Here is a 26,314-nt window from a genome sequence, read left to right on the forward strand (position 1 = left end):
TCTGCCGGGGTTTTTTTATTTATGGGGAGAGGCAGATCGACCGGTGAAGCGAGGATATCAACCGGTTCGTGTGGAATATCAACCTGAGCGGGCACGTTATCAACCGGAATGCGGCAAGAATCAACCGGGGTAGGGAAATATCAACCGGAATGCGGCAAGAATCAACCGGAGTAGGGAAATATCGACCGTTATGGAGCAAGAATCAACCGGAGTAGGGAAATATCAACCGTTATGGGGCAAGAATCAACCGGAGGACAGCGACAATCAACGCTTGGCGGCACAAGTCATCCCGAAAGAGGAAACATCATCCCACCGACAGCAACTATCAACAGCACAATCAATTTAATTAATGAAAAAAATTGCTTTGCACAAATTAAGACAAAGCAGTTTTTTATATGTTTGGATTCGAAAACTAATTTTTCCAGCATGAAAACCCTTGCAAGGGCCTGTACATACAAGTTATACTTTTCTGTGGTTCTTGTCTATACAAGTGGATTTAACAGTGAAAATAGGAGGTTATCCTGTGGCAAATAAACAAGAAACAATACTTGCACCGGTCAGCGGTCAGGTGAAAAAACTTGAAGATGTACCGGATCCCACATTCTCGCAAAAAATGATGGGGGATGGTCTGGCGATAGAACCAAGCGAAGGAAATGTTGTTGCTCCGTTAAACGGGGAAGTAGTGCAAATTTTCCCGACGAAACATGCAGTCGGTATTCGTGGGGATGCAGGAATTGAAGTTTTAATACACATTGGCTTGGACACGGTGAACATGGATGGCGAAGGGTTTGAAGCCTATGTGGGACAAGGTGATTACGTCAAAGCTGGGGATCCGCTAATAACATTTGATGTGGATCTCGTCCGCAAGAAGGCAAAAGGAGTCATTACACCGGTGATCATTACAAATGGTGATGACTTGGATGCATTGGAGAAAACGGATGATGGGGAGGTAGAAGCCGGTAAATCTGCGCTTCTAAAAACAAATGTGAAGGCTGAGGTTGAGAGTGAAACACCTGCCGCATCCGCCGGTGAATATAGTGAAGAAGCGGGGGCGATCGTTGCTGCACTTGGTGGTGAAGATAATATTAGCGTCGCGACCCATTGTGTGACAAGACTTCGCTTTGCTTTAAACGATGAAGGTAAAATTAACAATTCAAAATTGGAAAACCTCGATATTGTGAAGGGTTCCTTTATGGCAAATGGCCAGTTCCAGGTCGTTATCGGCCAAGGTACCGTTGATAAAGTGTATGCCGCGATGGTTAATGAAACTGCTGTCGAACTATCCTGATTCCGATAAAGCGGTTGATCAGCTCGTGTTAAGACCTTACGAAGCGGTTGTGTACTATGTGAAATAATGGGGTTTGTCTATGCAAAAATATTTAACCATTTATTACGATCTTGTGAACAAGATAGAAACAAAACAATGGCCGGAATCATCCATGCTGCCATCAGAGCATGAACTTACACAAATGTATACGACATCCCGTGAGACAATCCGAAAAGCATTAAACTTGCTGGCGCAGGAAGGGTATATCCAGAAAATTCGCGGCAAGGGATCCGTTATCATCGATGTGGATAAATTTGACTTTCCCGTGTCCGGTATTGCCAGTTTCAAGGAAATGGAGCAAAAGCTAAATATATCCGCTAAAACAGTCGTGAATGAATTGGCGATTATGGAGGCGGATGATGAGCTTCAATCGAAATTGCAGGTAGAGCTCCGTGACCCGATTTGGAAAGTGGTTCGCGTCCGAGAGATCTCCGGTGAACGAATTATTCTGGATAAAGACTATTTGAATCAGGATATCGTTCCGGCATTAACAAAGGAAATATGTGAAGATTCCATTTATCATTACCTTGAAAATGAATTGATGCTGCGGATTAGTTTTGCGAGAAAAGAAATAATGGTGGAGAGCCCAACTGACGAAGACCAGACGTTATTGGATCTGGAAGGTCATTCAACGATCGTTGTAATTAAAAGTTATGTTTATTTGGACGACGCAAGGCTGTTTCAGTATACCGAATCACGGCATCGCCCGGACAAATTCCGATTTACCGATTTTGCTCGCCGGCTGAAAAATTGAGAACTGCTGGATTGATTGGAAGGGCGGCTGGTTAGGAGAAGGCTTCTCACTATAGAATTGGTGAGAAGCCTTTTGGTGTTTTTAGGGAGTTCACGAACGAAAACAAGTTGCGTATATGTTATGCTTCTATTGTCGTTGTTAAAGTGGAATTTACGGTGGAAGGTGTCGGTATATGCGAAAAATGTTAAAACGGATCCGGTTTTTGTTGAAGTTTCATAAATCCATTCCTTTTTTGAAGGACTTTTTTCTTTCGAGGAAAGTGAAAGGGACGAAGAAATTTATTTATGTGTTCCTGATTATTGGGTATGGCCTGTTCCCGTTTGATCTTATTCCGGACTTTTTCTACGTGCTGGGGATTTTTGATGACATAACCGTCGCTGCCTTTCTACTGCAGCGGATGGTCCAAGCGGCGCCGGACGAATTGAAGGAAAAATATCAATTTAAATGATTGCGTGCAAATTATTCTTTATATATAATCATATAAGCATGTAATTATATGCTGAAATGAGGGGTTATATGGAAAAGGCTGGAGTGGATGTAAGAGCGGCTGTGCCCGTTTTGAAGTTGCTCGGTGATCGTACTCGTTTGTCAATGGTGCTGCTTCTTCAGCATAAGCAATGCTGTGTATGTGAGCTTGTAGAAGCTATGGAAATGTCGCAGCCATCAATCAGTCAGCACTTGCGGAAATTGCGCGATGCCGGGGTGGTACTGGAAGACAGGCAGGGGCAATGGATTTACTATACATTGAACAGGGAAGCAGACGTTTTCCCACTCGTCGAACGGATACTGGATTGCATTCAGGAGCGGGATGCCCTTATCGAAAAAATGGATGACGCAAAAAGTAAAAATCACTGTTAGTGCGTGTTCAAAAGGAAGGTACTTTTTGAGCAATCTCTGTTAAAACAGCATGGGGGGAACATAATTGGACTTACAAACCATATCAGCAATCATTATTTTTCTGGCGACACTTGTTCTGATTATCTGGCAGCCAAAAAATTTGGGGATTGGCTATACTGCCTGTTTTGCCGCCCTCATTGCGCTGGCTGTTGGCGTTGTTTCATTTGATGATGTTATCGCGGTTGCCGACATCGTCTGGAATGCAACGCTTGCGTTTGTAGCGATTATCATTATATCGCTCGTGCTGGATGAAATTGGTTTCTTTGAATGGGCAGCGCTTCACATGGCACGGGTGGCAGACGGCAATGGCTTGAAAATGTTTTTGTATATTTCTGTGCTGGGGGCAATTGTGGCGGCATTGTTTGCCAACGACGGTGCAGCGCTAATTTTGACACCAATTGTCTTGGCGATGGTTCGGGCTCTCCATTTTCGGGATGCGTTTATTTTGCCGTTTATTATGGCCAGTGGCTTCATCGCTGATACGACATCATTGCCGTTTGTTGTCAGCAACCTCGTGAATATCGTTTCGGCGGACTTTTTTGGAATTGGTTTTCTGGAGTATGCTGCACGTATGATTATTCCAAATTTATTTTCACTGACAGCAAGCATTCTGGTGCTGTACCTCTTTTTCAGAAAAGATATCCCTCGTAGCTATGACGTCACACAGTTGAAGGTACCGCGTGATGCAATCAAAGATGAAAAAATGTTCCGGCTGTCGTGGCTGGTACTTGCAATATTATTGATCGGCTACTTCTTGAGTGAGTTTGCAGGCATTCCGGTTTCCATCGTTGCCGGGAGTATTGCCGTTGTCTTTTTACTGCTGGGTCGCGGGAGCAGTGCGGTGGAAATTGGGAAAGTGATCAAGGGTGCTCCTTGGGATATTGTGTTTTTCTCACTTGGCATGTACGTTGTTGTCTATGGACTGCGAAACGTCGGGCTGACTGATATGCTTGCTGGTGTTCTTAACGCAGCGGCTGACCAAGGATTGTTTATTGCAACAATGACAATGGGCTTTGTGGCCGCTATCCTGTCATCCGTCATGAATAATATGCCGACCGTGATGATTGATGCGTTAGCTATTGCAGATACGAATGCAACCGGTGTACTGAAGGAAGGACTCATTTACGCCAATGTTATCGGTAGTGACCTTGGTCCGAAAATCACACCAATAGGCTCGCTGGCTACACTGCTCTGGCTGCACGTTTTGCGGACAAAAGGCGTCAACATCTCGTGGGGTTATTACTTCAAAGTCGGTATCGTTCTGACCGTGCCGACACTGTTTATTACACTAATCGGATTATATCTGACACTATTGTTGTAGGCTATTTGCCTATCATTACCCATGACTCTTTTTGCACATTTTGTTGTTTTCTCACCACCGCATTTGCCATATACTTCGCTTTCCCGCAGGAGTCTACGTGTATGGCAACTGCTTAGTCAGGGACTAACTCCTCTCAAAAAGACGTAAAAAGTAGCGACTTATTAGATAATATTCTTACTCACAAAGGAGAATGACCATGACTGCAAAACCAATTTTATATTTTCTGTGTACTGGAAATTCATGCCGTAGCCAGATGGCAGAAGGATTCGGCAAAAAACATCTCGGTGACAAATGGGATGTTAGAAGTGCGGGCATCGAAGCACATGGATTGAATCCGCTTGCCGTCAAAGCAATGGCCGAAGCGGGTGTTGATATTTCAGATCAGAAATCAAGTACCATTGATCCGGAAGTGCTCAAAAGCGCTGATCTCGTTGTTACATTGTGCGGGGATGCACGTGATAATTGCCCGATGACTCCACCGCATGTGCAGAAAGTCCATTGGGGTTTCGATGATCCGGCAAAAGCTGAAGGTGATGACGAAGAACGCTGGGCGGTTTTTCAGCGTGTACGGGATGAAATCGAACAACGGATTATCCGTTTTAAAGAAGAGGACTAACTAAAACTGCACGTTCAAAAGGAGGGTAAAAAGGACCGAGAATTTCAAGGCGGCGTAGTTTCGAGCAGAAGTAAAGCTACCCTGAACCGCTTCGCACGCAGGAAAAGCGGTTTTCTTTTCCAAGGAGCGGAGAAACAAGCCAACGAGCTTCCACAGGATGTGGTTGATCAGTGACAATAAAGATATTCCTCAAACGGGCCATTATGTTGCATAAACATATTGAATTTTGCGAACATATGGTTATAGGAAGGATTTTCCTCCAATACACAGAAATAGTCTTATGAAACGACTAAAAATTATAGGGGGAAAAGTAAATGAAAAAAATAATTAATGGTAATTGGAAAGCTGTAATTTCAGCATTTTGTGCAGTTGTATTATTATTTTCAATATCGGCACCTTCTGTTAGTGCAAATAAAAATGTTACACAACCTGAGTTAGATAATGAACTACTTTCTCCTAACAGCGATTTTGTTAAATTTTTGAATGGTATTGAACAGCTCCCACCTGGTATAGAAAAACAGGGACCTGAAAAAGTTGCGAAGTGGTTATCTAAGAAAACAGGGGTGGAAGTTACTACAGATGGTGAAAATTTATTTATTCCATCTTTGGCTGAAGTAAATTTAGAAACTGATCAATCCTTTAATGAATCATCAATAACAACTTTTGGAGTATGGGGGTGTATAACCGCCGTAGGGTTGATGATAGGAACAGTTGGTTTTCCTTTTTCCAAAATACTAAAATTGAAAAAAGCTATTGATTTCCTTGGTGGTGTGACTAAAACTGTTAAAAGGATCAATAAAAGTTACAAAAAATATAAAAGCTGGAATTACAGAACAAAAGATGCGTGGAAAGCAGCTGTAAATGAGTCGGCTAGAGGATTACCGAAAGATACTTTAAATGCTTTTCTTGATTTCTTTAACATCAGTAATGTTATAAATCAATGTACTTGATGTATAGTAGGTGAACATTATTAAACACTTAAAATTGCCATTTAAATTAGCTGTTGTTATTTTAGCCATTTTTCAAGTGTATACAATTATTAAAAGCTGGAATGACGACCTTAGTACAATTTTAATTTCAATATTTATTCTTATAGGGTGTATTATTTTAATAACACTAGATGTTTTTTTCAAAGATGATAGTAATTAAAACAATGGGGTTGCCGGAGCAACCCTTTTTATTTACAAAGACAGGTCATGTTCCTGCTGTTTCGCCTTTTTGTGGTGCTCCAAATCTATATTATTTATACTGATTTGTGGTATATCTGCGGTTTTTGGAGTGATTTTAGCAACATGGATTATTAAAGATAAAGAATATATTCGTAAATGGTTAGAAAAAGACATACCAAACTTAAAGAATAAGTAATATCAATTTGTTAAGCAAACGGGCGCGATTGTTGAATAAAAGCAACAACTTTATTGTCACTAATTTTCATTGTGTTATTTGGTTTAGAATCATAAGTAAACAACTTTTTTTGAATTAGCCGCATTTTTTCAACGAAAGAATGCGGCTTTCGGACGTTGAAAGCAAAGATCTTTATTTGAATTGAACAGTGGTGACTTCTGCAGTTGGCTATTGACGTGAGCGGTTTTAGCGAAGATCCTCTGTACGATGTGTCATTTTAGCCGGACTTTTTGAACAACCTCTAAAAAGGGATGCATGAACATGGTCATGGCATCCCTCATTTTTTGTTCTTTTTTTCATTTGGTATGTACTTCGTAAAATAGGTCGCAAATATAAGAAAGATGAATGCCAGCCCCCATGAAGCAATTCCGCTCCAATACAAATCAATGCTTAGGCCAATCACTAAAACAATCCCGCTCAAAATCAAGAAAATCGTTGTCAAATACCGCCTCATGAAAAACACCTCAGTATACAGGTATGCCGAACAAATTTAGATCGTGCGGAAGAATAATACGATAGTAAGCCGGGGCCACCAGAAAGCCGCGCCTCACATTATATATAACATGTTTGGCGCGGTTTTGGAAGCGAAGCCGCTTACGTCCCCGCGACATCTCTTTTCGTAAAGAACACCCATGCAATGGCCATGAATAGGACATAATATACCGCCAGAACGGCAATGGAAAAGCCCAAACTCATACCCTCAAACAAGGGAGAACCGTTGATATACTGATTCATGTTGGTGTTGGCGAACAGGATATATTTTGCCCAGTTATATTCGGAAAAAAAGCTGACAATCGCGTTGCCGGAAAGCATCAGGAAAATAGCAATTCCAATGGCGAGCGAGCTTTGTCGGAAAATAGCAGAAATCATAAACGCAAGTGTTGCCATCATTACCAGCGTTATTAGCTGCAGGCCATAACCTTCCGTGATCTGGCTGATAATGGAAACATGGGCATATTCGCCGGACTGGTTTAACACAATGTGCGGATCTGCTCCATTTACTCCAAAAAATAGTGCACCGACAATCCAGGAAAAAACAAGTACAAACAGCAATGTAAACAACGCAAACAATAATACCGACACATATTTGGATGCGAGAATCGTTGTGCGTGAAATCGGTCGGATAAGAAGGAGCTTAATCGTTCCCCATTTAAATTCATTCGCAATGATTCCTGCGGCTACGATGATTGTAAAAAGGCTGACCAGTGACAGCAAGAATTTGTGTTCCATCACGAATTGCCAAGCATCATAGCTGCGCGGCTGAATATCGTGCTCAAGGTAAAAGTTATTTTTTTCGATTTGTGATGAGGTGAATCCACCCATCATGTCGTCCTCTTTCATTTGCTGTTTCATTTCAGCGTTCTCATCTTGTAATGTCTGCTTCCAGTTTTCATCCTGGTACTTTTCGGTCTGTTCTGCCGCAAAGTTTGCAAGAAAAGCTAGTCCGAGAACGAGTACTGCAAGAAGTATGTACATAATCCAGGTTGATTTGCGTATGTATAACTTAACTTGTTCATTTACTAATAGCTGAAAAAAATTACTCAATGGTATTCTCTCCAATCAGTTCAAAGAATTTATCCTCCAATGTTGATTTCGTAATGGTTACTTGGTATATCTGAATATCGTGGTTCACAAATGTTTGGATGATTTTTGGTATCATCTCTCGCTCACCCTTTATTGTTAAGGTATTGTCGGATGATGCTGCGTCGATGTCATATTCCGTTTTTAATGTTTCCACTGCCTGATCAATTGGTGTTACTTCCATTTGGATCTCTGCTGCTGATGTCTGTTCAGTCGCTGCGCGGACATCCTGTATGGCAATCATTTCGCCATTTTTAATCAGGCCAATACGATCACACATTTGCTCGATTTCCGACAATAAATGGCTGGAAATGATAATAGCGACATTTTCCTGTTCAGCCAGTTCCCGTATGTATTGCCGGATTTCACGGATGCCGGCTGGGTCCAGTCCATTGGTAGGTTCGTCCAGAATAAGGACGGACGGCTTATGCAGCAATGCTTGTGCGATGCCGAGACGCTGCCGCATACCTAAGGAGTATTTTCCAACTTTTTCGTTGATAGGCTTTTCCAGCCCGACAAGTTTGACGACCTCTGAGATACGTTCTTTGGTGACATTGGGCATCATGCGGGCATAATGCTTTAAGTTTTGCCACCCGGTCATGAATGAGTGCATTTCGGGGTTTTCGACGATAGCACCAACTTCTTTGATAGCATCTTTATATTCCGACTTAATGCTGTTTCCCAGTATTTGCACATCGCCACTGGTGATTTGCATCAGCCCGACCATCATGCGTATCGTCGTTGTCTTCCCGGCACCGTTTGGACCGATGAATCCGAATACTTCTCCTTTATGGATGGAGAAAGATAGGCCGGTGATAATTTCTTTTTTGCCGATGGTTTTCTTTACATCCACTAGTTCCATAGCTGTTTCTGACATGAATAACATCCTCCAATCCTCTGACTTCCTGTTCTTACGATTGAGATGCAATTTAGTTTCATTTTTCGAAGACTATTCCCCAACAAAAAAATTCCTGTCCGTACATGCTGGACAGGAAAGGGAATACGTATGTCTCTTAACAGCTGCAGTTTCTATTTTGTTTCACTGGAGTTTGCTCTGCGGAACCCGCCGGCAATGTCTGCCTGTTTGAAGGCCCTAGCAAAGTGGACTTCCTGCGCATCTGTCATCTGTTTGTTCTGCGTTGGCTGATATTGTGTGTTTCGCATGTGAGACTTCCTTTCTACTAATAGAATCTATTAACTTGTTCCCTGTGTGTATTATGTTAAACATTTTCGTTAAGTTCTTTCCTCTACCCTTATAACTACTATCGTCTCCATTCTGAAAAAGGTGTCGTAAATTTTAAAAATCCTGATGACACTTTGAAGTGGTCGGGTTCGATTATAATCATAAGAGATAGAAAGTTCTCATTTTAAGAAGAGTCAGATATAATATAGGGAGGATGTCGTGAAAGGGGTGCGTTATGCGAGAAGTAGTTATTGTAGATGGGTGCCGGACAGCCGTGGGACGACGAAAAGGAATGTTTGCGGATTATCGGTCGGATGAGCTAGCGGCAATTGTGCTTGATGAACTGGTCAATCGCTCGAATGTCGAGAAGTCCGCCGTTGATGATGTTATTTTGGGCTGTGTGACCCAAGTCAAGGAACAAGGCGGTAATGTCGCCCGGACAGCGGCACTGATTGCTGAATTTCCATCTCATGTGCCGGGTGTCACGATTGACCGGCAATGCGGATCCAGTCAGCAGGCCGTTCATTTTGGTGCACAGGCGATTGCCGCGGGTGACATGGACATTATCATTGCCGGCGGAGTGGAGAACATGACGCGTGCACCAATGTTTTCAAACATGAAAGGGACAGAGCCAAGTGAAAAACTGACTGCAACCTATGACATTGTCAATCAGGGTATTTCAGCAGAAAAAATTGCTTCAGAGTGGAATTTAACTAGGGAAGAACTGGATGCATTTTCCTATAATAGCCATCAGAGGGCACTGACAGCCATTGAGAAAGGTCACTTTGAAGAAGAGATCGTTCTGGTAGAAACTAGCGATGAAAATGGACGACTTGAGATGGCAGACATTGATGAAGGGCCGCGTGCTGATACAACACCAGAAGCACTAGCGGAACTGCAGCCGGTATTTCAGGAGGGTGGAAAGATCACAGCTGGGAATGCGAGTCAAATGAGTGATGGGGCAAGTGCGGTGCTGTTAATGTCGCGGGAGAAAGCGGAGGAATTGGGGCTGCGGCCGAAAGCCAGAATCATTGCGCGTACGGTTGTTGGCTCTGATCCGACACTGATGCTGACGGGGCCAATCGAAGCAACAAGACAGGTGCTGAAAAAGGCGAAGTTAACAATTGACCAAATCGATCGGTTTGAAGTCAATGAAGCATTTGCTCCTGTCCCGCTTGCCTGGCTGCAGGAGACAGGAGCAGATAGTGACAAGCTAAACGTAAATGGCGGTGCAATTGCGCTAGGCCACCCGTTAGGTGCAACCGGAACGAAGCTATTGGTCTCGCTAGTCAATGAATTGGAGCGTTCCGATAGCCAGTATGGGTTACTGGCTATTTGTGAGGGCATGGGGATGGCCAATGCAACCGTGATAGAAAAATGGTAGATTGTACTCGCGAATGTGCGCAAAAGTTGTCGTTTTTTGGCATCAGTCATGTTATGATGAGAGCAAAATGACGAAGGAGCTAAAATACATGAAACGGGGTCAATTAGTGTGGATTTTGGCTGTTTCAGTTGTCTGTCTGTTTCTGGCGGCGTGCTCAGACGACGATTCGGAGAAACCTGCAGAAACAAATGAACAGCCAAACCAGGAAGCGGAGAAATCTAAAGAATCGGAAGGGCCTGAGGTTACGAAGAAAAAGATTACCCTCTCCGCCATTGGTGACATGCTTATCCATGACACTGTCTATGAAGATGCCCGGACAGATGATGGTGATTTTAGTTTTAAGCCAATGCTGAAGCGCGTAAAGCCGTATCTGAATGATACAACGATAACATTTGCTAATCAGGAGACGATGATTGGCGGTGAAGTGCTGGGGCTGTCATCCTACCCGACATTCAACAGCCCATATGCAGTCGGCGGTGCCTTAAAAAATGCCGGTGTTGACGTCGTGTCGCTGGCGAATAATCATACGCTGGACGGTGGGGAAGAGGCAATCAAAAGCGCTATTGAACACTGGGAAAAAATAGATATGATGTATACAGGGGCTTATAAAAGTAAAGCTGACAGCAACGAGCTGCGTGTGTATGAAACGGATGAAGGTATTTCGGTTGCATTTTTAGCGTATACGTATGGAACAAACGGGATTCCGGTTCCGGCGGGAAAAGACTATCTCGTCAATCTGATTGATAAAGAACGAATGAGCAAACGGATGAAAGAAGCAAACCAGCAGGCGGATGCCGTTGTATTAAGTCTGCATTATGGTAACCAGTATGAACGAATGCCAAGTAAAGAACAAAAGGATCTTGTCCAATTTGCTGCTGATAACGGTGCCGATGTTGTGCTTGGTCATCATCCACATGTCCTGCAGCCCGTTGATTGGGTTAAAGGTAAGAACGGGCACCGGACACTGGCTGTTTATTCACTCGGCAATTTCCTGTCCGGCCAGGATGAATTTTACCGCCGGATTGGAGGTATTTTTAAGTTCGCTATTGAGAAGACAATCAAGGGTGAAAAGGAAACCATTGAAGTAAAAGCGCCTCGGTTTATGCCGACATTTGTGAAATTCAAAGATTGGGCCAATTATGAAGTTGCCCCAATGCATGAACTCACCAATGATGAATTGACAAATGCCCAGGATCATTATCAAGAAATAAAAGACCACATGTCACAATGGGTGCCGGAACTGGAATTTATTGAGGAATAACCGGGACATGGGATTGGTCCCGTGTTCCGCGACGGCAAAAACCGCCCTACTATGGAGCGGGGATGATTATTTTTCACTTTATTATTCGCATTCTTTTGTTCATGGCAAATGAAATAATGTAAAGAACCGCACCGATCAGGATAACAGTCGGAAACGACATGTGAAAAACAGACCCGTAATCCGGCATAAATCTTGGTACAAGCAGCGTCAGGCCGATGAACAGTGCACATATTATCCATAGCTGTAAAAATTCCACCCATTTTTTTGGTTGTTTTTCTTTGAATGTAGAGCTTTGAATCCATTTTAAAATAATCGTAATAAACAACCACAAAAGCAATAAGTCAGTTACTATTATCAGTATTCCGGACCCGAGCGGGATTGAAATATTGCCGCTTCCGAGATCGAAGAAATAATGTAAGGCAAACCCTACGACTCCGACAGTTATGCCGACGACGCCGATAAGATTCATAACAATATAGAAAACAAATGTAAGTCGATTGGTTTTTTTCTCAGCAGGAATTTCGCCGATGATGTCATTACAGTATGCTTTTGGGTCTTCCCCAAACACTTCTTTGGCAGTCCTGCCTTCTTCTTGTGCTTGCAGTAGGTGTTCCAGTAACTCCAGCAGTACTTCTTCCGTATAACGTTCGGATTTATTAAAATTCGTCCGTATATAGACAAGCATATCGCCATAGTATTCGCTATTTTTCTCGGTTAATTGTTCCCGCTTTTCATTGTTAAGCTGGATTAAATCCTTTGTATTCACTAACCCTTGCCTCCTTTTTCGATAATATTATCCACCGGCTGTTTAATCGTTGTCCAATGATGGATAAATTGCTCTAGTGCTTCGTGGCCTTCGTCAGTTAAATAATAATATTTCCGCTTCGGCCCGGTTTCCGATTTTTTCATTTCCCCCTGGATCAACCCCTCTTTTTGAAGACGCAGCAATATGGGGTAGATGGAGCCTTCGCTGACATCGTCCAGCCCGAACTCTTGCAGTTTCACGGAAAGTTCATAGCCGTATGTCGGCTGCTGATTGATAATGGATAAAATGCAACCTTCCAGAATACCTTTTAGTAGTTGACTTCTTAACGACATGTTTTCAACCTACCTTGCAATACAAGATACTAACCGTAAGACGCTACCTTGTATGACAAAGTAGCTATGATGAAAGTATATAAAACTTTGATGTAAATTGCAATCATAATTTGATATGATGACGGTATGATTGTAAAATGAGCGATGTTATAGAGGGAGATTTGGACACATGGAATGGAAAAATATTTATCGTGGTATACTGATGGGAACAAGTGATGTCATCCCTGGCGTGAGCGGGGGAACGATTGCCGTGTTGCTTGGAATTTATGACCGGTTGATCGCTTCCATAAATGGCTTGTTAAGCAAAGATTGGAAAAAACAACTGGGATTTCTGATTCCGCTTGGTACCGGCATTGTTATAGCTATTTTCTCATTGAGCAATCTGATTCAATGGTTATTTGACCATTATCCGAAGCCACTGCAGTTTTTCTTTTTAGGGCTGATTCTGGGGATATTGCCCTATTTATTTCATCAGGCGGATGCGAAAAATTCATTTAAGACTAAACATGTTCTGCTCTTACTGATTGGGACAGCGATCGTCGGGTCGATGGCTTTTTTAAGTGCAGGTGAAGGAACCGCCATCGAGGATAAAACCTTATCAACGTATATTTTGCTGCTTTCCTCAGGCTTCATTGCGAGTTCAGCGATGATTTTGCCGGGAATCAGCGGATCGCTCATATTAATGATTATCGGTGTCTATCAAACCATCATTAATGGGATCAGCAATCTGCAGCTGGACGTTGTTGCGGTAGTGGGCATCGGCATTGTATTAGGTATTGCGGTGATGAGTAAAATCATTAATTTCTTTTTGGCCAATTACCGCGCTGCTACGTTCGCCCTTGTTATCGGTCTTGTTGTTGGATCCATCTTTGTCGTGTTCCCCGGATGGCCGGTTGAATCGTCACTGGTACTTGTAAGTATTGTCACTTTTGCGATGGGGCTGGGAGCAGCCTACTTGCTTGGTAAGGTTGAATATGAATCCTGAACAAACTATAAGACAAGTGAATGAAAAATCGGTACAATGAAAATAGAAGTATGAAAGGGGTGTTGATTATGAAACATATTGATACAGAAGAACAGTTCAACGAGATAATTCAGTCAGATAAGCCGGTGATTGTGAAGTTTTTCGCGGACTGGTGCCCCGACTGCAAACGCATGGACATGTTCATCGGAGATATTATGGAGGAATTCAGCAATTATGGCTGGTACGAGATCAACAGTGATGAAGTGAAAGGCATCGCGCAAAAATATGATGTGATGGGTATTCCAAGTATCCTGATTTTCAAAGATGGTGAAAAACTCGCTCACCAGCACAGCGCTGATACCAAAACACCGGATTCGGTAAGTGAATTCCTGCACCAACAGCTGGCATAACCCGAAAAAAGTCAATCCCGTTATGGCAAGAATTCACTTAATGAGAAGAAGACTCAAAATATCAGTACCTTTTCCAGACCGTTATTAACGGGTTAATTAATTTAGACGGATTAAAAAGATTACTTTGTGGTGGTATTTGTCACTAAAAATAAAACAGCTCAGTTAAATGTGAACTGAGCTGTTTAATTTGATTGTTCAACAAGTGCTCCCATTTATTTGACAAAGGACACAGCTTTAATTAAGTTCAATCCAGTACCTTTTTAAGATATTATTCTGCTCGTCAATAAAGTCCTTATCACTTATTCCGCCGTTATTTAAGATGCTGCATTAGTTGCATTTCGTTATTATCTATTAACCAGTATGTGGAGCTTTCTGGTATCCAACTTTCTGGTGGTTCTATCCCTTTTTCGCAATCAGATAAATAGTTTAGCATTGATTGAAAGTCCACTGGATTCTTCTTAATCACGAAAGGTATCATTTCTTCTCCACTTTCTTTCCACTCCTGGTAAAAATCAATATACTCCTGTTTTAAATCCATTGCTGGGCGTGCTAAAAACATATTGATTTCTCGCCTCACCTTAAACAATTTTCACAGTTTTACTTATTCAATTAAATGGCTCTTATACACAAGACGGGGGCTGAATGTTTATTCCGTAAGCGCGCCCGTTGAGGAATTTTAGAACGCTTATGTTTTAAAAAAATTTATATACTCTTCCTTGCTGCTTATCTTTATAAAAAATGGGTAAAGTGACATAATTACAATAAATAAAATAGGGAATAAACTAAGCAAGATAAACCCTGGAATATCAAAGAAAATGTTAAGCAAAAGCGGTAATAGGATGACAATGTTTAAAGCACCGTTTTTCATTCTTGATTTTTGTGTTTGGTATTGCTTCTCCCCACAATAAGGGCAAGTCATTGCTGGATTTAATGTAGTGGTTTTTTTGATAGTTTGTTTCCAACTCCACTTATTGTTACAATTCTGGCAAATTGGCATTTAAATCACTTCCCTTCACCAATACATCCCTATGAATTAGTAATGAACACTCTTTTATTCCGGATTAGTGCCCTTTTCCGGAAAAATTGAAGCTAGTGAAACAACCATCATTATATCAATCGAAATTGAAAGCTCTTAGTCTTTCTTGCGTTTAAATATTAACTCATAGAAGGAAGGCATACCGTAACTTTTTATTCCTGGTGCGAAAATTTGTATTAACTCCCATCCTTCTTTTTCGTGTTCATAAACAACCGAATGATAATCTTCCTCAGGAGTACGTTTAAAAGCGGATAAATCAACTTTCACAAATTTATGTTCATACACTAAAATAACCTCCTGAAATTTTTATGTTCAATTCATCTCGAATATATTCTTCTCTCATTACGCAAAAGTGGCTGAAAGGTTCTAATTAAAAATTATGCCTGGTTTTAAAATGGAAAGCCACAACTTCCATACAGCAAGGGGACTGTAACACAGCCCCCTTGATCACAGTTATTTTATCAGTTCGTTTATTTTTACCCGAACGTCTTCCAAAATCTCAGTGTTCACCTGTCCAAATTTCTTTCTGACGATATTTTTTGAAAGCGTGTATACTTTGTCTGCCCTAATTTCTGATGTTACTTTAAGTTCGCCCTCTGTTAAATCTTTTGATTCAATCGCTACTGAATACGCAAGGTCCTTTAATTTTGAAGTGATGGCTAAAACTACGATATCTTCAGTCATTTCGTTATAACTATCGCTTGACATAATAAGTACAGGACGTTGCTTTCGGTGTTTTAAATCACTGAATGGAACTGGTATTAAAACAATATCACCTTGTTTATACATTGTTCCAAACCTCGTCATCGATATCATTATCCCAAAAACTCAGGCTACTCTCACTAGCTTTTGTTAAATCCTCAGACACATTTTTATCACTTTTAGCTTTTAAATACTCTGCAAAATCCAGAATTTTATCCACTTCTTTTTCAGGTATTTCATCAATAATTTTAAGTAAACGATCCTTAGCTGTATTCATGTAATGATCACCTCTTCCATGAATATTTTATTTTATTATACCACTTAATGTTACGATACACTATATATTCAAAATTAAAATACTAATACACAATCGCGCCCGATCGTATTATATGGTCAGCTAGTCATTGTACTGGCTGACCTATTGTTGTAAGTGTTAATTTTTATTAAGCTAAATCACCCGTTTTACGATGAAGTTTTACAGTCATTATAATTCCTATGATTAATTCAATAACAGCCAATCCTAATACATATAATCCGATTGATGGAAGTGATAAAATATCTAAAACAATATGGAATGCTGTTGCAATATATAAGCCTAATGGTTTTTTTAAAAAGATACTAAAAATGGCATAAAGTAATACAGTCACCATAAGCCCCACTGCAACCCAAGAAATCCAAGATGTCATTTTAATTCCCTCCCCTTTTTATGCTATAAAATGACCCGTTTGTTGTATAAAGTTTGAAACCAAGAATGCTCAATTTAAGACAATTTCCGTTATAATCTTTAGATTTATTTTAACATAAATATTCAGGATACCAGGTTAAAATTTTAAAAATGCATCTCTCCCTTTGCACAATATACGTTAATTTCGCTCTTATAATAGAAGGTATTTTAGCAATGCAATAAATATTGTCATTTGTCGTGTTATTTCGAATGATAAAATCATAAATTGTTCATTTGAACGTTGTTATGCCAAGAAAAATAGCGCACTAAATTTTATGTGATTTAGTACGCTAAATATAATGTGATTTTATATTTTTTCCACCGTAAGTGAACAAGTTACCGTTATGGGAGTGACTTTTTTCTGTTGGCGGTAGTGCTGGGTTTTGGTTTATCAGTGGCCTTCGGGGATGTTTTGGCGATTTTGCATCCCGGCAGTATACATTTTAGTTTATCCTCATCAGCCGTAGTGCGTTCAATGTGACGAGCAGTGTCGCCCCCATATCAGCAAATATTGCAATCCATAGGGTCAGCCAGCCTGGGATGACGAGCAGAAGTGCGAGAATCTTAATACCAATGGCAAAGCTGATGTTTTCCTTGATGATGGCCAGTGTTTTTCGGCTTAGTTTCACGGTGTATGGCAGTTTGGTCACGTCATCGCCCATGAAAGCAACGTCGGCTGTTTCCAGTGCACTGTCTGTACCGGCGGAGCCCATCGCCATACCGACTTTGGATGCAGCCAGTGCGGGGGTATCATTGATGCCGTCCCCAATCATCGCAATATTGCCGTTTTCATGCTCCTTGACGAAATGCAGTTTATCTTCAGGCAATAGGCCGGCTTTTACGTCCGTCAAAGCCAGATCGTTCTTCAATGCCTTCGCTGTCTGCTTGTGGTCCCCGGTGAGCATGACTGTTTTCTTGATGCCAAGGTCATACAGCTTTTTAATAACGTTTTTGCTTTCTTCCCGTGGTTCGTCGCGCAGGGCAACAGCCAGCAGCAGATCTTTGTCTGTACCACAAAGCATGACCGTTTTGCCCTCTTCCTGATAATTCACAATCGGATGATCAGGCACGTTCTTGAAAAAGTCCGGTGAACCGGCATAAACAGTTTTTCCGTCGATTTCTCCCTGGATGCCTTTGCCGTGAACAGTAGTGAAGGACTGTACGTCTGCGGCTGCCACGTCCGGCTCTTCCTCTTTGACATAGTCCAACACCGCGTTTGCTAGCGGGTGGGTTGATTTGGCTTCCAGTCCACTTAGATACTGGAGTGTTCTATGGCGTTCATTGGTGAAAAAATGAATGTCCGTTACTTTAGGTGTTCCTTTGGTCAGGGTGCCAGTTTTATCAAATGCGATTGTATCGATTGTGCCGATTTGTTCCAGATGGATGCCGCCTTTTATCAGTACACCATTGCGGGCGGCGTTACCGATGGCAGTCACGATGGCAACTGGAGTGGAGATGACCAGTGCACATGGGCAGCCGACCACGAGTACGGCGAGCCCCTGATAAATCCACGTGCTCCAAACGCCGCCAAAAAGGGGCGGAACAATTGCAACCAGCATGGCAATGGCGATAATAGCTGGTGTGTAATAGGCAGCGAACCGGTCCACAAATGCCTGTGCCGGCGCACGCTCGCTCTGGGCGTCTTCCACCATGTGAATGATTTTAGCAATGGTGGTATCTTCCGTTTTTTTCGTGACTTCGATTTCAAGGAATCCGTCCTGGTTGATGGTACCGGCAAAAACCTCGTTACCAGCTGTTTTTTCGGCAGGGATGGATTCACCTGTAACGGCAGCTTGATTGATGGAAGAGGCCCCCTTTATAATCGTGCCATCCATCGCAATCCGTTCGCCCGGTTTGACCAGCATCACGTCGCCGATTGCTATATCTTCTACAGCCATCGTCTGCTCCTGGCCATTACGTCTGATATGAGCATTATTCGGCGAAACTTGCATAAGCGAGCGGATGGAGGAACGTGCTTTGTCCATTGAATAGGATTCCAGCGCTTCACTGATGGCGAACAAAATCACGACAACTGCTGCTTCCCGCCATTCCCCAATGAGCACTGCTCCGATGACGGCAATGGTCATCAATGTTTTCATATCAAAGCGGGCTTTTGTCAGATTGCGTAAACCTGTTTGAAACAGGGACAGTCCTCCGATTAGCGCGGAAAAGCCATATAACACTTTCGGCAAATAATGGGCACTGCCGAATGTAAAGGCTGCTGTCAGGCCAAACGCAAGCAATAGAATCGCCAGCAGAACATTGTCATGACGGACCCAGAATGGCTCTTTTTCAGGATCGGTATGTTCGGTGATCACTTTAATATTTTCGAAGGATCCGGCCTTCTCAATATCAGCAATAGATGTATCACCGACAACATTAATTTTCGATGAAGCAAAGTGGACCGTTGCATCTTCTACACCGTCGAGATCTTTTACATTGTTCTCAAATGTCTTTGCACAGTTGGCACAGGAAATTCCATTAAGCCGGTATGTCTGCTCATTGGACGGCATAGGTTTCACCATCCTTTTCGTTAAGCAAACCTTGTGCGATGAATGGTTTTATATGGCTGTCCGCCAGCGAATAAAAAGCGAGTTTGCCTTCTTTCCGGTATGTGGTAATCCCAGCTTTATGCAGTTTCCGCAAATGATGGGATGTTGTAGCAATGGTTGCATTGATAATGTTGGCAATATCACAAACACATAGTTCATGCTCGACCAATAATGCATAAGCTATTTGCAGTCGATTCCGGTCAGCCAGCAGTTTATATAAATGGATGGCTTCGTTTACGGCATCGATATTTATCTTCTTCTTCACATGATTAACTTTCTCCTCATTTACACAAGTTACGTCGCACATATCGTTTGGCATGGGATTCACCTCATTCAAATATATGTTTGATCATAGTATATTCTAATATATATTTGAATGTCAATAAAAAACCCGGCACCCCTCTTTAGCTAAAAAGGAATGCAGCAATTCGAGCCAGTAATTAGCTGATTGAAAAGTCAAGCCGGTCCGCCATGGTTAAGCTCGTGTTTTCCAACTGGGTTGTCTGGCGGGAAAACGACAGCTTTAAAAGGATGCAAACGTGGCAGAATCGCTTATATTAGCAGTCAGCGAATGAATCTCCCGGTTATTAATCAGGCTGCTGTCCGACGGCTTATTTTTTACTTCGCCCCATTCAATCAGAAATGGTAGCACATCTTCAGCAGATGCAGGAAACAGCATCCGCCATTCCAAAAGGCGCCCATCCGGACGTTTCCGGCTGCCGGGGAATGGGCCTGTGTACGGGGTATCTAGTGTCTTCAAGTTTTCAATACAATCATCCATCCGTTCTGTCCGGAGCGCATATTGGACCGGGCCTTCCACACCATTGGAAAGCTTACGGACCAGAAGCTGGATCAACGGATTATCTGATTCTTTCGCAACTGTCCAGTCTGTGATGCCAATCCACTCGATATAACAGTCGTTCTCGAAGTATGCCAGATAATTGTATGTTCCCCAATTCGCGTGCTGTCCGCCTTGTGCGACTTTTATGCGATGTCTCTCACTAAAATTATGAGCGGCCTGTTCCGGGCTGCTGGCAGCAATGATAATATGGTCAAGTGCAAGCATGTAAACGCCTCCTGACAGTTATTTTTGGTATCATTTTACTGTTTGCATGGGACTTTAGCGAGGAATTGGCTCAAGTTCACATGTGTTCAGGTTCTCATCTTTTATGTGAACGCCAGTTAAAAACCTGGAAGATGTGAGTATGTTTGATAAAAAAGAAGGATTATGCATTAGATATAGAGAACTTATTTCTAATAAAATAATTTTTAGGTTAAAATTGAGATAGTAGTCATATGCTTGGATCTTTAAACTTAAATGTTTATATTGGAGGTGAAACAGTGAATAGTTCAGATTTTTGGAATCTTATTGACAGTGGTGAAGACGTTGAACTTGAATGTAAACTGGCTAAGGGTAAGGTACCAAAAGAAATGTGGTACACATATTCTGCATTTGCTAATACAAATGGGGGCATTATACTGTTAGGTATAAAAGAAGATAAAGGTGAATTTTATCCTGAAAACGTTGATGTAGTCAAACTTCAAAAGGATTTTTGGGATAATATCAATAATTCTCAAAAAATAAGTGCAAATATTCTTCAAAACGATGATGTTATTCCTTTAGAAATTGATGGTAATAATATTTTAAAGATTGTCGTGCCAAGGGCGATGCGCCAACAAAAGCCTGTTTATGTTGGACAAAATCCTTATGCGGGTACATATCGTCGCAACTTTGAAGGGGATTATAAATGTAGTGAAAAAGAGGTTCAGCGAATGATTGCGGAACAATCCTCATCTTCACAAGATAGTCTGATATTAGAGAACTTTGACATGAATGACATTAATATGGAATCACTAAGAAGTTACCGTAAAAGGTTTGCTAACTTAAAACCGGATAGTACGTGGAATGAACATGACGACATAGAATTCCTAGTTAGAATAGGCGGTTGGAATAAGAATCGTGTAACAAAAAAAGAAGGTTTGACAATCGGCGGATTACTGATGTTTGGTGTGGAAAAATCTATAACTGATTACTTTCCTCATTATTTCTTAGATTACAGGGAGAAACTTTCTGATAATCCGGGACAGCGATGGTCAAACAGGATAACCTCTCAAGATGGAACATGGTCCGGAAATTTATTTGACTTTTATTTCAAAGTTATTGGCAAAATAACTTCTGATATCGACGTTCCATTTCAGTTAGAGGGAGATGAACTTATACGGCAGACAGAATCACGGGTTCATAAGGCTCTTAGGGAGGCAGTACTGAATACCATAATACATGCAAATTATTTTGGTGAAGTGGGAATTGTAATTGAAAAGAAAAAGAGCTTTTTTCGATTCTCTAATCCCGGTATTTTAAGGATGCCTTATGAAAAGGCAATTGTTGGGGGGAATAGTGATCCGAGAAACCCTCTGATTTTTAAGATGTTTGCGCAAATTGGTTTAGGCGAGCGCTCAGGGTATGGATTGGAAAGTATCCATACTACTTGGAAACGACAACATTGGAAAAGGCCAGCTTTTCTAGAAGAGTTTCAACCGGAGAGAACCACACTAACCTTGTTACCTACATCTTTGTTGCCGAATGAAATTGTGTCTTATATAAAAGGGGCGTTAATGGACCGTTCCCATCTCCTTTCACCAGATGAACTTTTAGTACTCGTTACTGCTTATCAAGAAAAAAATGTGACTAATGTTCGTTTGCAAGAATTGACAAATAAACATTCAAAAGAAATAAATAAAATATTATCCAACTTAGTTGAAGAGGGGTTATTATTACCACAGGGCTCTGGTCGTGGAAGAACATATATACTTTCTGATGTTTTTTTGGATAGCGAAGAAAATAAGCATAGTAATGAAAAGACCTTTAACCTAGGTAATAATGAAGAAAACCCCGGTAATAGTGGGGAGGGCCTAGGTAATAAAGAGAAAATCCTAGGTAATAATGAGGGAAACTTAGGTAATAATGAAGAAGTTCCTACTGAGAACAAAAGGTTATTGGAAATCGCGAAACCTGCTCGAGAAAAATCGAGACTTAAACCAGAAGTACTAAGAGATCTAATACTATCATTGTGTTCTGAACAGTTTATGACAGTAAATGAATTAGCTTACTTATTAAAAAGAGATCCCGGGGGTTTGAGAAAAAACCACATAAAGAAGCTTGTGGAGATGAATAAGTTAGAGCCTCGCTATCCAAATACTCCAAGTCATAAAAGTCAGGCTTATAAAGCTGTACAGAATATGTGAATGATTAGTAGCTGCCCAGATAAAGGTAGTTACTTTTTATTATTTTTTCCTTGGACAAGAATGTCAAAAGACCTCGGTACAAGTTAAGTTTCTTAGGTAATAACATTAAAAAACTCCGGTAATAGTAGGCGAGCCTAGGTAATAAAAGGTCAAAGCCTACATAGTTAGAGGGTAACGTTCTCTAAAGTATCTTTTAAACGAATTAATGTCAGCTGAAGATGAATCATCTGTTGCCTTGAATACATGAGCTATCGAAGTGTCATTTTTACCGGAATTTGAACAACCTCTAGTAAAGCAGGTGATTGAGTTAAAATGGAAAAGCCAAATATATTGATTGTAGAAGATGAACAAAAACTGAGTAGAGTATTACAGCTTGAGCTGGATTATGAGAATTACAGCACGACGGTTGCGGATAATGGCAAAACGGCGCTTGAGCTTTTAACCAGCCGGGATTGGGATCTGGTTCTGCTTGATATCATGCTGCCGGAATTAAGCGGGCTGGAAGTGCTCCGCCGGGTCAGACGATTTGATGAGACAACACCGATTATTCTGCTGACAGCACGGGATCAGGTACATGATAAAGTAAGCGGTCTTGACCAGGGTGCGAACGATTATATGACGAAGCCGTTCCAAATTGAGGAGCTTCTTGCGCGGATCAGGGTGCATTTGCGTCAGAGAACAACAACAGCCAGTAATGGCGAAGAGCTGTCAGTTGGTGATTTGCAAGTGAACATGTCTTCACGCGAAGTCCAGCGCGGTACCAAACAAATTGAACTGACACCAAGGGAGTTTGATCTCCTCGTATACCTTGTGAAAAATAAAAACATTGTCCTGACAAGAGACCAGCTTATTGAAGAGGTTTGGGGCTATGATTATTTTGGTGACACGAATGTCGTTGATGTTTACGTTCGTTATTTGCGGCAAAAAGTCGACAAAGGATTTGACCAGGCCTACATTCAAACGGTGCGTGGCGTTGGGTATACGATAAAGGAACATAAGGCATGAAACTGTCAGTCAAGATTATTTTGTTTTCAAGTTTGTTTATGCTCTTACTGATTCTGCTCGTTAATACATCTATCTATTATTTATTTCAGCGTACCTCACTGGACAGTGAGCAGGATGAACTGGCGGCTGAAGCGACTAAAATTGCCAAGACACTGAAAGAAAACCCGAACATACCAGAAAGCGAGCTTCTGGAGGCATTTTTGCCCACAGAAGGAATGATTCGTGTCATAGCGGAGAATGGGGATTATCTGGTTCAAGTGACCAAAAAGTATCCGTACACGAAACTTCCGGCTGCTTATGGTACGGCTGAACAGCGCAATGTCATTCCAATGAAAGATGAGCCCGATTTTGCAGTGGTCGCTAAGCCAATCATCTGGAATGATGGAAGTGTCGTCACATTAGGGGTTTATAAACAATTGACAGGGCATACATCGACCATGGAAACATTGTTTTATGTGCTCGCCATCGCCTCCTTCATTATGCTTGTACCGACAGTAGCGGCTGGGGTGTTTTTAAGCCGATTTATTACAAGGCCGGTGAAAGACCTTACGGAAACGATGAAAGCAAACTCTGCCGGCGGCAAATGGGAAAAAATTACGATCGAACGCCGCCCGAAAGATGAACTGAGTGAAATGGAACGAACATTTAATCGAATGATTGATCACATGAAGGAGAATTTTGAGAAACAAGAGATGTTCGTTTCAGATGCGTCACATGAATTAAAAACACCGATCTCCATTGTCAAAAGCTATGCACAGTTATTGAAGCGCCGGGGTCATGCTGATCAGAATCTCTTAAATGAGTCGGCTGAGGCAATTAATTCTGAAGCAGACCGGATGCAGAAACTGGTGGAACAAATGCTGCTGCTTGCCAAAAATAAAGAAAGTACTGCGTTTGAATCAATCGATATCGTTGATTTATGCCGATCAGTTACGGAAACGTTCAAAGGAGCCTATGACCGGAAAATTCATTTTTCCGCTCCGGCGGAGGCAATCCAAATCGGGGCAAATGCTGACCAGATCCAGCAAGTTGTGTATATTCTGCTGGACAATGCGCTTAAATATAGTGAGGAAACAGTCACAGTAGCTGTCAGGCAGGATGCATCTTATGTTCTCGTAAACGTGGAAGATAAGGGGGGAGGAATTCCTGCCAGTGAACAGGAAAGCATATTTGACCGGTTTTACCGGCTTGATAAGTCAAGGAGCAGGGAAACAGGCGGCACCGGGCTGGGACTTTCCATTGCAGCTATGATTGCTAAAGCTCACCACGGTACCATCACCGTCACGAGCAAGCCCGGCCAAGGATCTTTGTTCACATTGAAATTGCCGTTATAGAATAGGGAAACTGCAGTGCCCGAGAGTTTCTCATCAAATTCTAATCTTTTGCACAGTGTCTTTTCAGAGTGAGCGGTTATGATGGCATTAGAAATTAAATAAGGAGGAACTTGTGATGAAGAAAAAGGTTGGTATGGTTCTGTCTGTTCTGCTTGGTCTATCGGCCATGGGCGTAGGCATCCTCCATTCAAGTGCCACCGAGGCGAGCCCCAAACTGGAAGAACAGGAGATTCGCGATGTCATCGGGGCCCAGTATCCCGGAACAATAACGGAATTGGAACTGGAGAAGGATGGCAGCGGAGCAGTGTATGAAGCAGAGATAGATGATAATGGAACAGAATATGAGCTGAAGTTGGATGGCGATACAGGCGAAATTTTGAAATTGGATAAAAAGTTTGCCGCAAAAGGCAGTGTCGAACAGGACTCTGGTGACAAGGAATCTAACACAAAAGAAAAAACAGAAAAAGACAGCGATAAGCAGAATGGCGATGCAAAGTCCCGCTCTGATGATAACAATGACGACAGCAGCAAAGACGGTCAGGACAAGGATGACGATGAAAAAGACAGCCGGGACCGCATGGAACTCAACCAGAATACCGGTGACAAAGATGATAATGAAGCAAGCAAACAAAATGATAAAACGAACAAAAAACAAGACGCTTCCCGTCCGACTGTTATCAGTACAGCTAAAGCAGAAAGCATTGCCAAAGACCAATTTGCCGGGACCATTACGGAATTGGAACTGGATGAAGATGACGGACAGCTGCGTTATGAAATTGAAATGAAATCCAAAAAACAGGAAGCAACCATTGAAATTGACGCATATACCGGAGATATTGCCGTTATGGAAATTGATGAAGACGATGATGAGGATAATGATGACGAAGAATAAAATATCGAACCTGTGATGCAGATCATAGCTTGGTATTGCAGGTGGTTCTATAATAAAAGCAGGGGTTGGGATGCCTCTGCTCTTTTATAGTACAGATTGCCGGCATGGCTGGATAACGCGCCGGCAGTAAGAACAGTAGCTCTTTTTTTCAGGGATAAGGGCTGCTGTTTTTTTGCATAGAGATTGTTTTCATGGGGGTTTTGTAATCGATTTGTAAAAAACATGTTTAAATTGTCATGTGGACGGGTAAATGGGAAGGGTGATAGTAAAGATTACCTAAACAGCCAAGGAGGACCCAGGATGGTCAGTCAGCGTGTTGTTGTATATATAAGTGAAGACAGTCCGCATTGCAAAGATTTGCTTAGCCAGTTGGATCATTGGCAGATTAATTATGAAACGAGAAATGTTACTAAAAACAGGAGATACATGCAGGAACTTCAGGAAAATGATATTTTCGGAACACCTGCTACAGTTGTGAATGATAGGATGGTTCTAGGCTCGCAAATCAATAAAATCAGATATGAACTCGGCATGATGCAGCATCATTCTTATGGAAGCTCGTCGAATCACTGGTGAATGCCGTGTTTTACATGCACGATTATGCTGATTTAACATAAACTAAA

33 protein-coding genes are annotated in these 26,314 nt (G+C 41.8%); 18 read left to right on the forward strand and 15 right to left on the reverse strand.

Features of this window, described 5'->3' with window-relative positions; all coding sequences use genetic code 11:
- The first annotated feature begins 68 nt into the window (after positions 1 to 68).
- The 9 genes from ACFSUO_RS03720 to ACFSUO_RS03760 all read left to right on the forward strand — a co-directional run bounded on the left by ACFSUO_RS03720 (position 69) and on the right by ACFSUO_RS03760 (position 5,865).
- Positions 69 to 215: a hypothetical protein gene (locus ACFSUO_RS03720; protein ID WP_382391217.1), complete on the forward strand. Its 147-nt coding sequence runs from the start codon at positions 69 to 71 to the stop codon at positions 213 to 215.
- On the forward strand, positions 191 to 346 hold the full coding sequence (locus tag ACFSUO_RS03725; RefSeq protein ID WP_382391219.1) for a hypothetical protein: 156 nt from the start codon (positions 191 to 193) through the stop codon (positions 344 to 346). The genes ACFSUO_RS03720 and ACFSUO_RS03725 overlap by 25 nt, the downstream gene beginning before the upstream one ends.
- Before the next feature lie 177 nt (positions 347 to 523).
- Positions 524 to 1,288: a PTS sugar transporter subunit IIA gene (locus ACFSUO_RS03730; RefSeq protein WP_382391221.1), complete on the forward strand. Its 765-nt coding sequence runs from the start codon at positions 524 to 526 to the stop codon at positions 1,286 to 1,288.
- A 79-nt stretch (positions 1,289 to 1,367) separates the two neighbouring features.
- Entirely contained in the window at positions 1,368 to 2,081 is a 714-nt protein-coding gene (treR, locus tag ACFSUO_RS03735; RefSeq protein ID WP_382391223.1) for a trehalose operon repressor, read from the forward strand.
- Positions 2,082 to 2,253: 172 nt separating this feature from the next.
- On the forward strand, positions 2,254 to 2,529 hold the full coding sequence (locus ACFSUO_RS03740; RefSeq protein WP_382391225.1) for a YkvA family protein: 276 nt from the start codon (positions 2,254 to 2,256) through the stop codon (positions 2,527 to 2,529).
- Between the two features lie 68 nt (positions 2,530 to 2,597).
- Complete coding sequence (locus tag ACFSUO_RS03745) at positions 2,598 to 2,939, forward strand: ArsR/SmtB family transcription factor (protein WP_382391227.1); 342 nt, start codon at positions 2,598 to 2,600, stop codon at positions 2,937 to 2,939.
- A gap of 64 nt (positions 2,940 to 3,003) precedes the next feature.
- On the forward strand, positions 3,004 to 4,299 hold the full coding sequence (locus ACFSUO_RS03750) for an arsenic transporter (protein ID WP_382391229.1): 1,296 nt from the start codon (positions 3,004 to 3,006) through the stop codon (positions 4,297 to 4,299).
- 196 nt (positions 4,300 to 4,495) lie between these two features.
- Positions 4,496 to 4,915, forward strand: a complete 420-nt coding sequence (gene arsC / locus ACFSUO_RS03755) for an arsenate reductase (thioredoxin) (protein ID WP_382391231.1) — start codon at positions 4,496 to 4,498, stop codon at positions 4,913 to 4,915.
- A gap of 314 nt (positions 4,916 to 5,229) precedes the next feature.
- Entirely contained in the window at positions 5,230 to 5,865 is a 636-nt protein-coding gene (locus ACFSUO_RS03760; RefSeq protein WP_382391233.1) for a hypothetical protein, read from the forward strand.
- 731 nt (positions 5,866 to 6,596) lie between these two features.
- On the opposite strand, the gene ACFSUO_RS03765 is transcribed toward ACFSUO_RS03760, so the two are convergent.
- The 4 genes from ACFSUO_RS03765 to ACFSUO_RS03780 form a co-directional block, all read right to left on the reverse strand.
- Positions 6,597 to 6,773, reverse strand: a complete 177-nt coding sequence (locus ACFSUO_RS03765; RefSeq protein ID WP_382391235.1) for a hypothetical protein — start codon at positions 6,771 to 6,773, stop codon at positions 6,597 to 6,599.
- Positions 6,774 to 6,913: 140 nt separating this feature from the next.
- A complete protein-coding gene (locus tag ACFSUO_RS03770; RefSeq protein WP_382391237.1) occupies positions 6,914 to 7,864 on the reverse strand; it encodes an ABC transporter permease in 951 nt (316 codons plus the stop codon).
- On the reverse strand, positions 7,857 to 8,777 hold the full coding sequence (locus ACFSUO_RS03775; RefSeq protein ID WP_382391239.1) for an ABC transporter ATP-binding protein: 921 nt from the start codon (positions 8,775 to 8,777) through the stop codon (positions 7,857 to 7,859). The genes ACFSUO_RS03770 and ACFSUO_RS03775 overlap by 8 nt, the downstream gene beginning before the upstream one ends.
- A 152-nt stretch (positions 8,778 to 8,929) precedes the next feature.
- Complete coding sequence (locus ACFSUO_RS03780; protein ID WP_382391241.1) at positions 8,930 to 9,064, reverse strand: YfhE family protein; 135 nt, start codon at positions 9,062 to 9,064, stop codon at positions 8,930 to 8,932.
- A gap of 254 nt (positions 9,065 to 9,318) precedes the next feature.
- Between ACFSUO_RS03780 and ACFSUO_RS03785 the strand changes: the two genes are divergently transcribed.
- Both ACFSUO_RS03785 and ACFSUO_RS03790 read left to right on the forward strand, forming a co-directional pair.
- The gene (locus tag ACFSUO_RS03785; RefSeq protein WP_382391243.1) at positions 9,319 to 10,467 is read left to right on the forward strand and encodes a thiolase family protein; all 1,149 of its coding nucleotides are present in this window, start codon (positions 9,319 to 9,321) and stop codon (positions 10,465 to 10,467) included.
- A gap of 88 nt (positions 10,468 to 10,555) precedes the next feature.
- The gene (locus ACFSUO_RS03790) at positions 10,556 to 11,728 is read left to right on the forward strand and encodes a CapA family protein (RefSeq protein WP_382391245.1); all 1,173 of its coding nucleotides are present in this window, start codon (positions 10,556 to 10,558) and stop codon (positions 11,726 to 11,728) included.
- Between the two features lie 73 nt (positions 11,729 to 11,801).
- Here ACFSUO_RS03790 and ACFSUO_RS03795 read toward each other — a convergent pair whose 3' ends face one another.
- Both ACFSUO_RS03795 and ACFSUO_RS03800 read right to left on the reverse strand, forming a co-directional pair.
- Entirely contained in the window at positions 11,802 to 12,494 is a 693-nt protein-coding gene (locus tag ACFSUO_RS03795; protein ID WP_382391247.1) for a DUF1129 family protein, read from the reverse strand.
- A complete protein-coding gene (locus ACFSUO_RS03800; protein WP_382391249.1) occupies positions 12,494 to 12,826 on the reverse strand; it encodes a PadR family transcriptional regulator in 333 nt (110 codons plus the stop codon). The genes ACFSUO_RS03795 and ACFSUO_RS03800 overlap by 1 nt, the downstream gene beginning before the upstream one ends.
- Positions 12,827 to 12,995: 169 nt before the next feature.
- Here ACFSUO_RS03800 and ACFSUO_RS03805 point away from each other — a divergent pair, with 169 nt between their 5' ends.
- Together ACFSUO_RS03805 and ACFSUO_RS03810 are read left to right on the forward strand one after the other, a co-directional pair.
- Positions 12,996 to 13,811 carry a DUF368 domain-containing protein gene (locus tag ACFSUO_RS03805; protein ID WP_382391251.1) on the forward strand — a complete coding sequence of 272 codons (816 nt, stop codon included), beginning with the start codon at positions 12,996 to 12,998 and terminating at the stop codon, positions 13,809 to 13,811.
- 68 nt (positions 13,812 to 13,879) lie between these two features.
- Positions 13,880 to 14,200: a thioredoxin family protein gene (locus tag ACFSUO_RS03810; RefSeq protein ID WP_382391253.1), complete on the forward strand. Its 321-nt coding sequence runs from the start codon at positions 13,880 to 13,882 to the stop codon at positions 14,198 to 14,200.
- A gap of 310 nt (positions 14,201 to 14,510) precedes the next feature.
- On the opposite strand, the gene ACFSUO_RS03815 is transcribed toward ACFSUO_RS03810, so the two are convergent.
- The 9 genes from ACFSUO_RS03815 to ACFSUO_RS03855 all read right to left on the reverse strand — a co-directional run bounded on the left by ACFSUO_RS03815 (position 14,511) and on the right by ACFSUO_RS03855 (position 20,280).
- On the reverse strand, positions 14,511 to 14,738 hold the full coding sequence (locus tag ACFSUO_RS03815) for a hypothetical protein (RefSeq protein WP_382391255.1): 228 nt from the start codon (positions 14,736 to 14,738) through the stop codon (positions 14,511 to 14,513).
- 147 nt (positions 14,739 to 14,885) lie between these two features.
- On the reverse strand, positions 14,886 to 15,197 hold the full coding sequence (locus ACFSUO_RS03820; protein WP_382391257.1) for a TIGR04104 family putative zinc finger protein: 312 nt from the start codon (positions 15,195 to 15,197) through the stop codon (positions 14,886 to 14,888).
- Between the two features lie 135 nt (positions 15,198 to 15,332).
- Entirely contained in the window at positions 15,333 to 15,521 is a 189-nt protein-coding gene (locus ACFSUO_RS03825; protein WP_382391259.1) for a DUF4177 domain-containing protein, read from the reverse strand.
- 168 nt (positions 15,522 to 15,689) lie between these two features.
- The gene (locus ACFSUO_RS03830; RefSeq protein WP_382391261.1) at positions 15,690 to 16,043 is read right to left on the reverse strand and encodes a type II toxin-antitoxin system PemK/MazF family toxin; all 354 of its coding nucleotides are present in this window, start codon (positions 16,041 to 16,043) and stop codon (positions 15,690 to 15,692) included.
- Positions 16,018 to 16,215 (reverse strand): DUF2281 domain-containing protein, encoded by a 198-nt coding sequence (locus tag ACFSUO_RS03835; protein WP_382391263.1) that lies wholly within the window; start codon positions 16,213 to 16,215, stop codon positions 16,018 to 16,020. Before ACFSUO_RS03835 ends, ACFSUO_RS03830 begins: the two co-directional genes overlap by 26 nt.
- A gap of 166 nt (positions 16,216 to 16,381) precedes the next feature.
- On the reverse strand, positions 16,382 to 16,624 hold the full coding sequence (locus ACFSUO_RS03840) for a hypothetical protein (RefSeq protein WP_382391265.1): 243 nt from the start codon (positions 16,622 to 16,624) through the stop codon (positions 16,382 to 16,384).
- 481 nt (positions 16,625 to 17,105) lie between these two features.
- Positions 17,106 to 19,187, reverse strand: coding sequence for a heavy metal translocating P-type ATPase (locus tag ACFSUO_RS03845; RefSeq protein ID WP_382391267.1), 2,082 nt, complete (start codon positions 19,185 to 19,187; stop codon positions 17,106 to 17,108).
- Entirely contained in the window at positions 19,162 to 19,533 is a 372-nt protein-coding gene (locus ACFSUO_RS03850) for an ArsR/SmtB family transcription factor (RefSeq protein WP_382391269.1), read from the reverse strand. Before ACFSUO_RS03850 ends, ACFSUO_RS03845 begins: the two co-directional genes overlap by 26 nt.
- 204 nt (positions 19,534 to 19,737) lie before the next feature.
- Positions 19,738 to 20,280, reverse strand: coding sequence for a VOC family protein (locus ACFSUO_RS03855; protein ID WP_382391271.1), 543 nt, complete (start codon positions 20,278 to 20,280; stop codon positions 19,738 to 19,740).
- 275 nt (positions 20,281 to 20,555) lie between these two features.
- Here ACFSUO_RS03855 and ACFSUO_RS03860 point away from each other — a divergent pair, with 275 nt between their 5' ends.
- The 5 genes from ACFSUO_RS03860 (at position 20,556) to ACFSUO_RS03880 (ending at position 26,267) form a co-directional block, all read left to right on the forward strand.
- Entirely contained in the window at positions 20,556 to 22,460 is a 1,905-nt protein-coding gene (locus ACFSUO_RS03860) for an RNA-binding domain-containing protein (RefSeq protein WP_382391273.1), read from the forward strand.
- A 312-nt stretch (positions 22,461 to 22,772) separates the two neighbouring features.
- Positions 22,773 to 23,465, forward strand: a complete 693-nt coding sequence (locus ACFSUO_RS03865) for a response regulator transcription factor (RefSeq protein ID WP_382391275.1) — start codon at positions 22,773 to 22,775, stop codon at positions 23,463 to 23,465.
- Positions 23,462 to 24,799, forward strand: a complete 1,338-nt coding sequence (locus ACFSUO_RS03870) for a sensor histidine kinase (protein WP_382391277.1) — start codon at positions 23,462 to 23,464, stop codon at positions 24,797 to 24,799. Before ACFSUO_RS03865 ends, ACFSUO_RS03870 begins: the two co-directional genes overlap by 4 nt.
- Positions 24,800 to 24,914: 115 nt before the next feature.
- The gene (locus ACFSUO_RS03875; RefSeq protein WP_382391279.1) at positions 24,915 to 25,691 is read left to right on the forward strand and encodes a PepSY domain-containing protein; all 777 of its coding nucleotides are present in this window, start codon (positions 24,915 to 24,917) and stop codon (positions 25,689 to 25,691) included.
- Positions 25,692 to 25,991: 300 nt separating this feature from the next.
- Positions 25,992 to 26,267, forward strand: a complete 276-nt coding sequence (locus ACFSUO_RS03880) for a glutaredoxin family protein (protein WP_382391281.1) — start codon at positions 25,992 to 25,994, stop codon at positions 26,265 to 26,267.
- Positions 26,268 to 26,314 lie beyond the last annotated feature (47 nt).

The organism is Lentibacillus juripiscarius (genome assembly GCF_042685205.1).
Taxonomy (GTDB): domain Bacteria; phylum Bacillota; class Bacilli; order Bacillales; family Amphibacillaceae; genus Lentibacillus; species Lentibacillus juripiscarius.

What these genes read in the sequence shown, in the direction of transcription:
- ACFSUO_RS03725 (WP_382391219.1), top strand. Translation starts at nt 191, where the DNA reads ATGGAGCAAGAATCAACCGGAGTAGGGAAATATCAACCGTTATGGGGC.
- treR (WP_382391223.1), top strand. Translation starts at nt 1,368, where the DNA reads ATGCAAAAATATTTAACCATTTATTACGATCTTGTGAACAAGATAGAA.
- ACFSUO_RS03740 (WP_382391225.1), top strand. Translation starts at nt 2,254, where the DNA reads ATGCGAAAAATGTTAAAACGGATCCGGTTTTTGTTGAAGTTTCATAAA.
- ACFSUO_RS03745 (WP_382391227.1), top strand. Translation starts at nt 2,598, where the DNA reads ATGGAAAAGGCTGGAGTGGATGTAAGAGCGGCTGTGCCCGTTTTGAAG.
- arsC (WP_382391231.1), top strand. Translation starts at nt 4,496, where the DNA reads ATGACTGCAAAACCAATTTTATATTTTCTGTGTACTGGAAATTCATGC.
- ACFSUO_RS03760 (WP_382391233.1), top strand. Translation starts at nt 5,230, where the DNA reads ATGAAAAAAATAATTAATGGTAATTGGAAAGCTGTAATTTCAGCATTT.
- ACFSUO_RS03765 (WP_382391235.1), bottom strand. Translation starts at nt 6,773, where the DNA reads ATGAGGCGGTATTTGACAACGATTTTCTTGATTTTGAGCGGGATTGTT.
- ACFSUO_RS03775 (WP_382391239.1), bottom strand. Translation starts at nt 8,777, where the DNA reads ATGTCAGAAACAGCTATGGAACTAGTGGATGTAAAGAAAACCATCGGC.
- ACFSUO_RS03780 (WP_382391241.1), bottom strand. Translation starts at nt 9,064, where the DNA reads ATGCGAAACACACAATATCAGCCAACGCAGAACAAACAGATGACAGAT.
- ACFSUO_RS03785 (WP_382391243.1), top strand. Translation starts at nt 9,319, where the DNA reads ATGCGAGAAGTAGTTATTGTAGATGGGTGCCGGACAGCCGTGGGACGA.
- ACFSUO_RS03790 (WP_382391245.1), top strand. Translation starts at nt 10,556, where the DNA reads ATGAAACGGGGTCAATTAGTGTGGATTTTGGCTGTTTCAGTTGTCTGT.
- ACFSUO_RS03800 (WP_382391249.1), bottom strand. Translation starts at nt 12,826, where the DNA reads ATGTCGTTAAGAAGTCAACTACTAAAAGGTATTCTGGAAGGTTGCATT.
- ACFSUO_RS03805 (WP_382391251.1), top strand. Translation starts at nt 12,996, where the DNA reads ATGGAATGGAAAAATATTTATCGTGGTATACTGATGGGAACAAGTGAT.
- ACFSUO_RS03810 (WP_382391253.1), top strand. Translation starts at nt 13,880, where the DNA reads ATGAAACATATTGATACAGAAGAACAGTTCAACGAGATAATTCAGTCA.
- ACFSUO_RS03815 (WP_382391255.1), bottom strand. Translation starts at nt 14,738, where the DNA reads ATGGATTTAAAACAGGAGTATATTGATTTTTACCAGGAGTGGAAAGAA.
- ACFSUO_RS03820 (WP_382391257.1), bottom strand. Translation starts at nt 15,197, where the DNA reads ATGCCAATTTGCCAGAATTGTAACAATAAGTGGAGTTGGAAACAAACT.
- ACFSUO_RS03830 (WP_382391261.1), bottom strand. Translation starts at nt 16,043, where the DNA reads ATGACGAGGTTTGGAACAATGTATAAACAAGGTGATATTGTTTTAATA.
- ACFSUO_RS03835 (WP_382391263.1), bottom strand. Translation starts at nt 16,215, where the DNA reads ATGAATACAGCTAAGGATCGTTTACTTAAAATTATTGATGAAATACCT.
- ACFSUO_RS03840 (WP_382391265.1), bottom strand. Translation starts at nt 16,624, where the DNA reads ATGACATCTTGGATTTCTTGGGTTGCAGTGGGGCTTATGGTGACTGTA.
- ACFSUO_RS03845 (WP_382391267.1), bottom strand. Translation starts at nt 19,187, where the DNA reads ATGGTGAAACCTATGCCGTCCAATGAGCAGACATACCGGCTTAATGGA.
- ACFSUO_RS03850 (WP_382391269.1), bottom strand. Translation starts at nt 19,533, where the DNA reads ATGCCAAACGATATGTGCGACGTAACTTGTGTAAATGAGGAGAAAGTT.
- ACFSUO_RS03855 (WP_382391271.1), bottom strand. Translation starts at nt 20,280, where the DNA reads ATGCTTGCACTTGACCATATTATCATTGCTGCCAGCAGCCCGGAACAG.
- ACFSUO_RS03865 (WP_382391275.1), top strand. Translation starts at nt 22,773, where the DNA reads ATGGAAAAGCCAAATATATTGATTGTAGAAGATGAACAAAAACTGAGT.
- ACFSUO_RS03870 (WP_382391277.1), top strand. Translation starts at nt 23,462, where the DNA reads ATGAAACTGTCAGTCAAGATTATTTTGTTTTCAAGTTTGTTTATGCTC.
- ACFSUO_RS03875 (WP_382391279.1), top strand. Translation starts at nt 24,915, where the DNA reads ATGAAGAAAAAGGTTGGTATGGTTCTGTCTGTTCTGCTTGGTCTATCG.
- ACFSUO_RS03880 (WP_382391281.1), top strand. Translation starts at nt 25,992, where the DNA reads ATGGTCAGTCAGCGTGTTGTTGTATATATAAGTGAAGACAGTCCGCAT.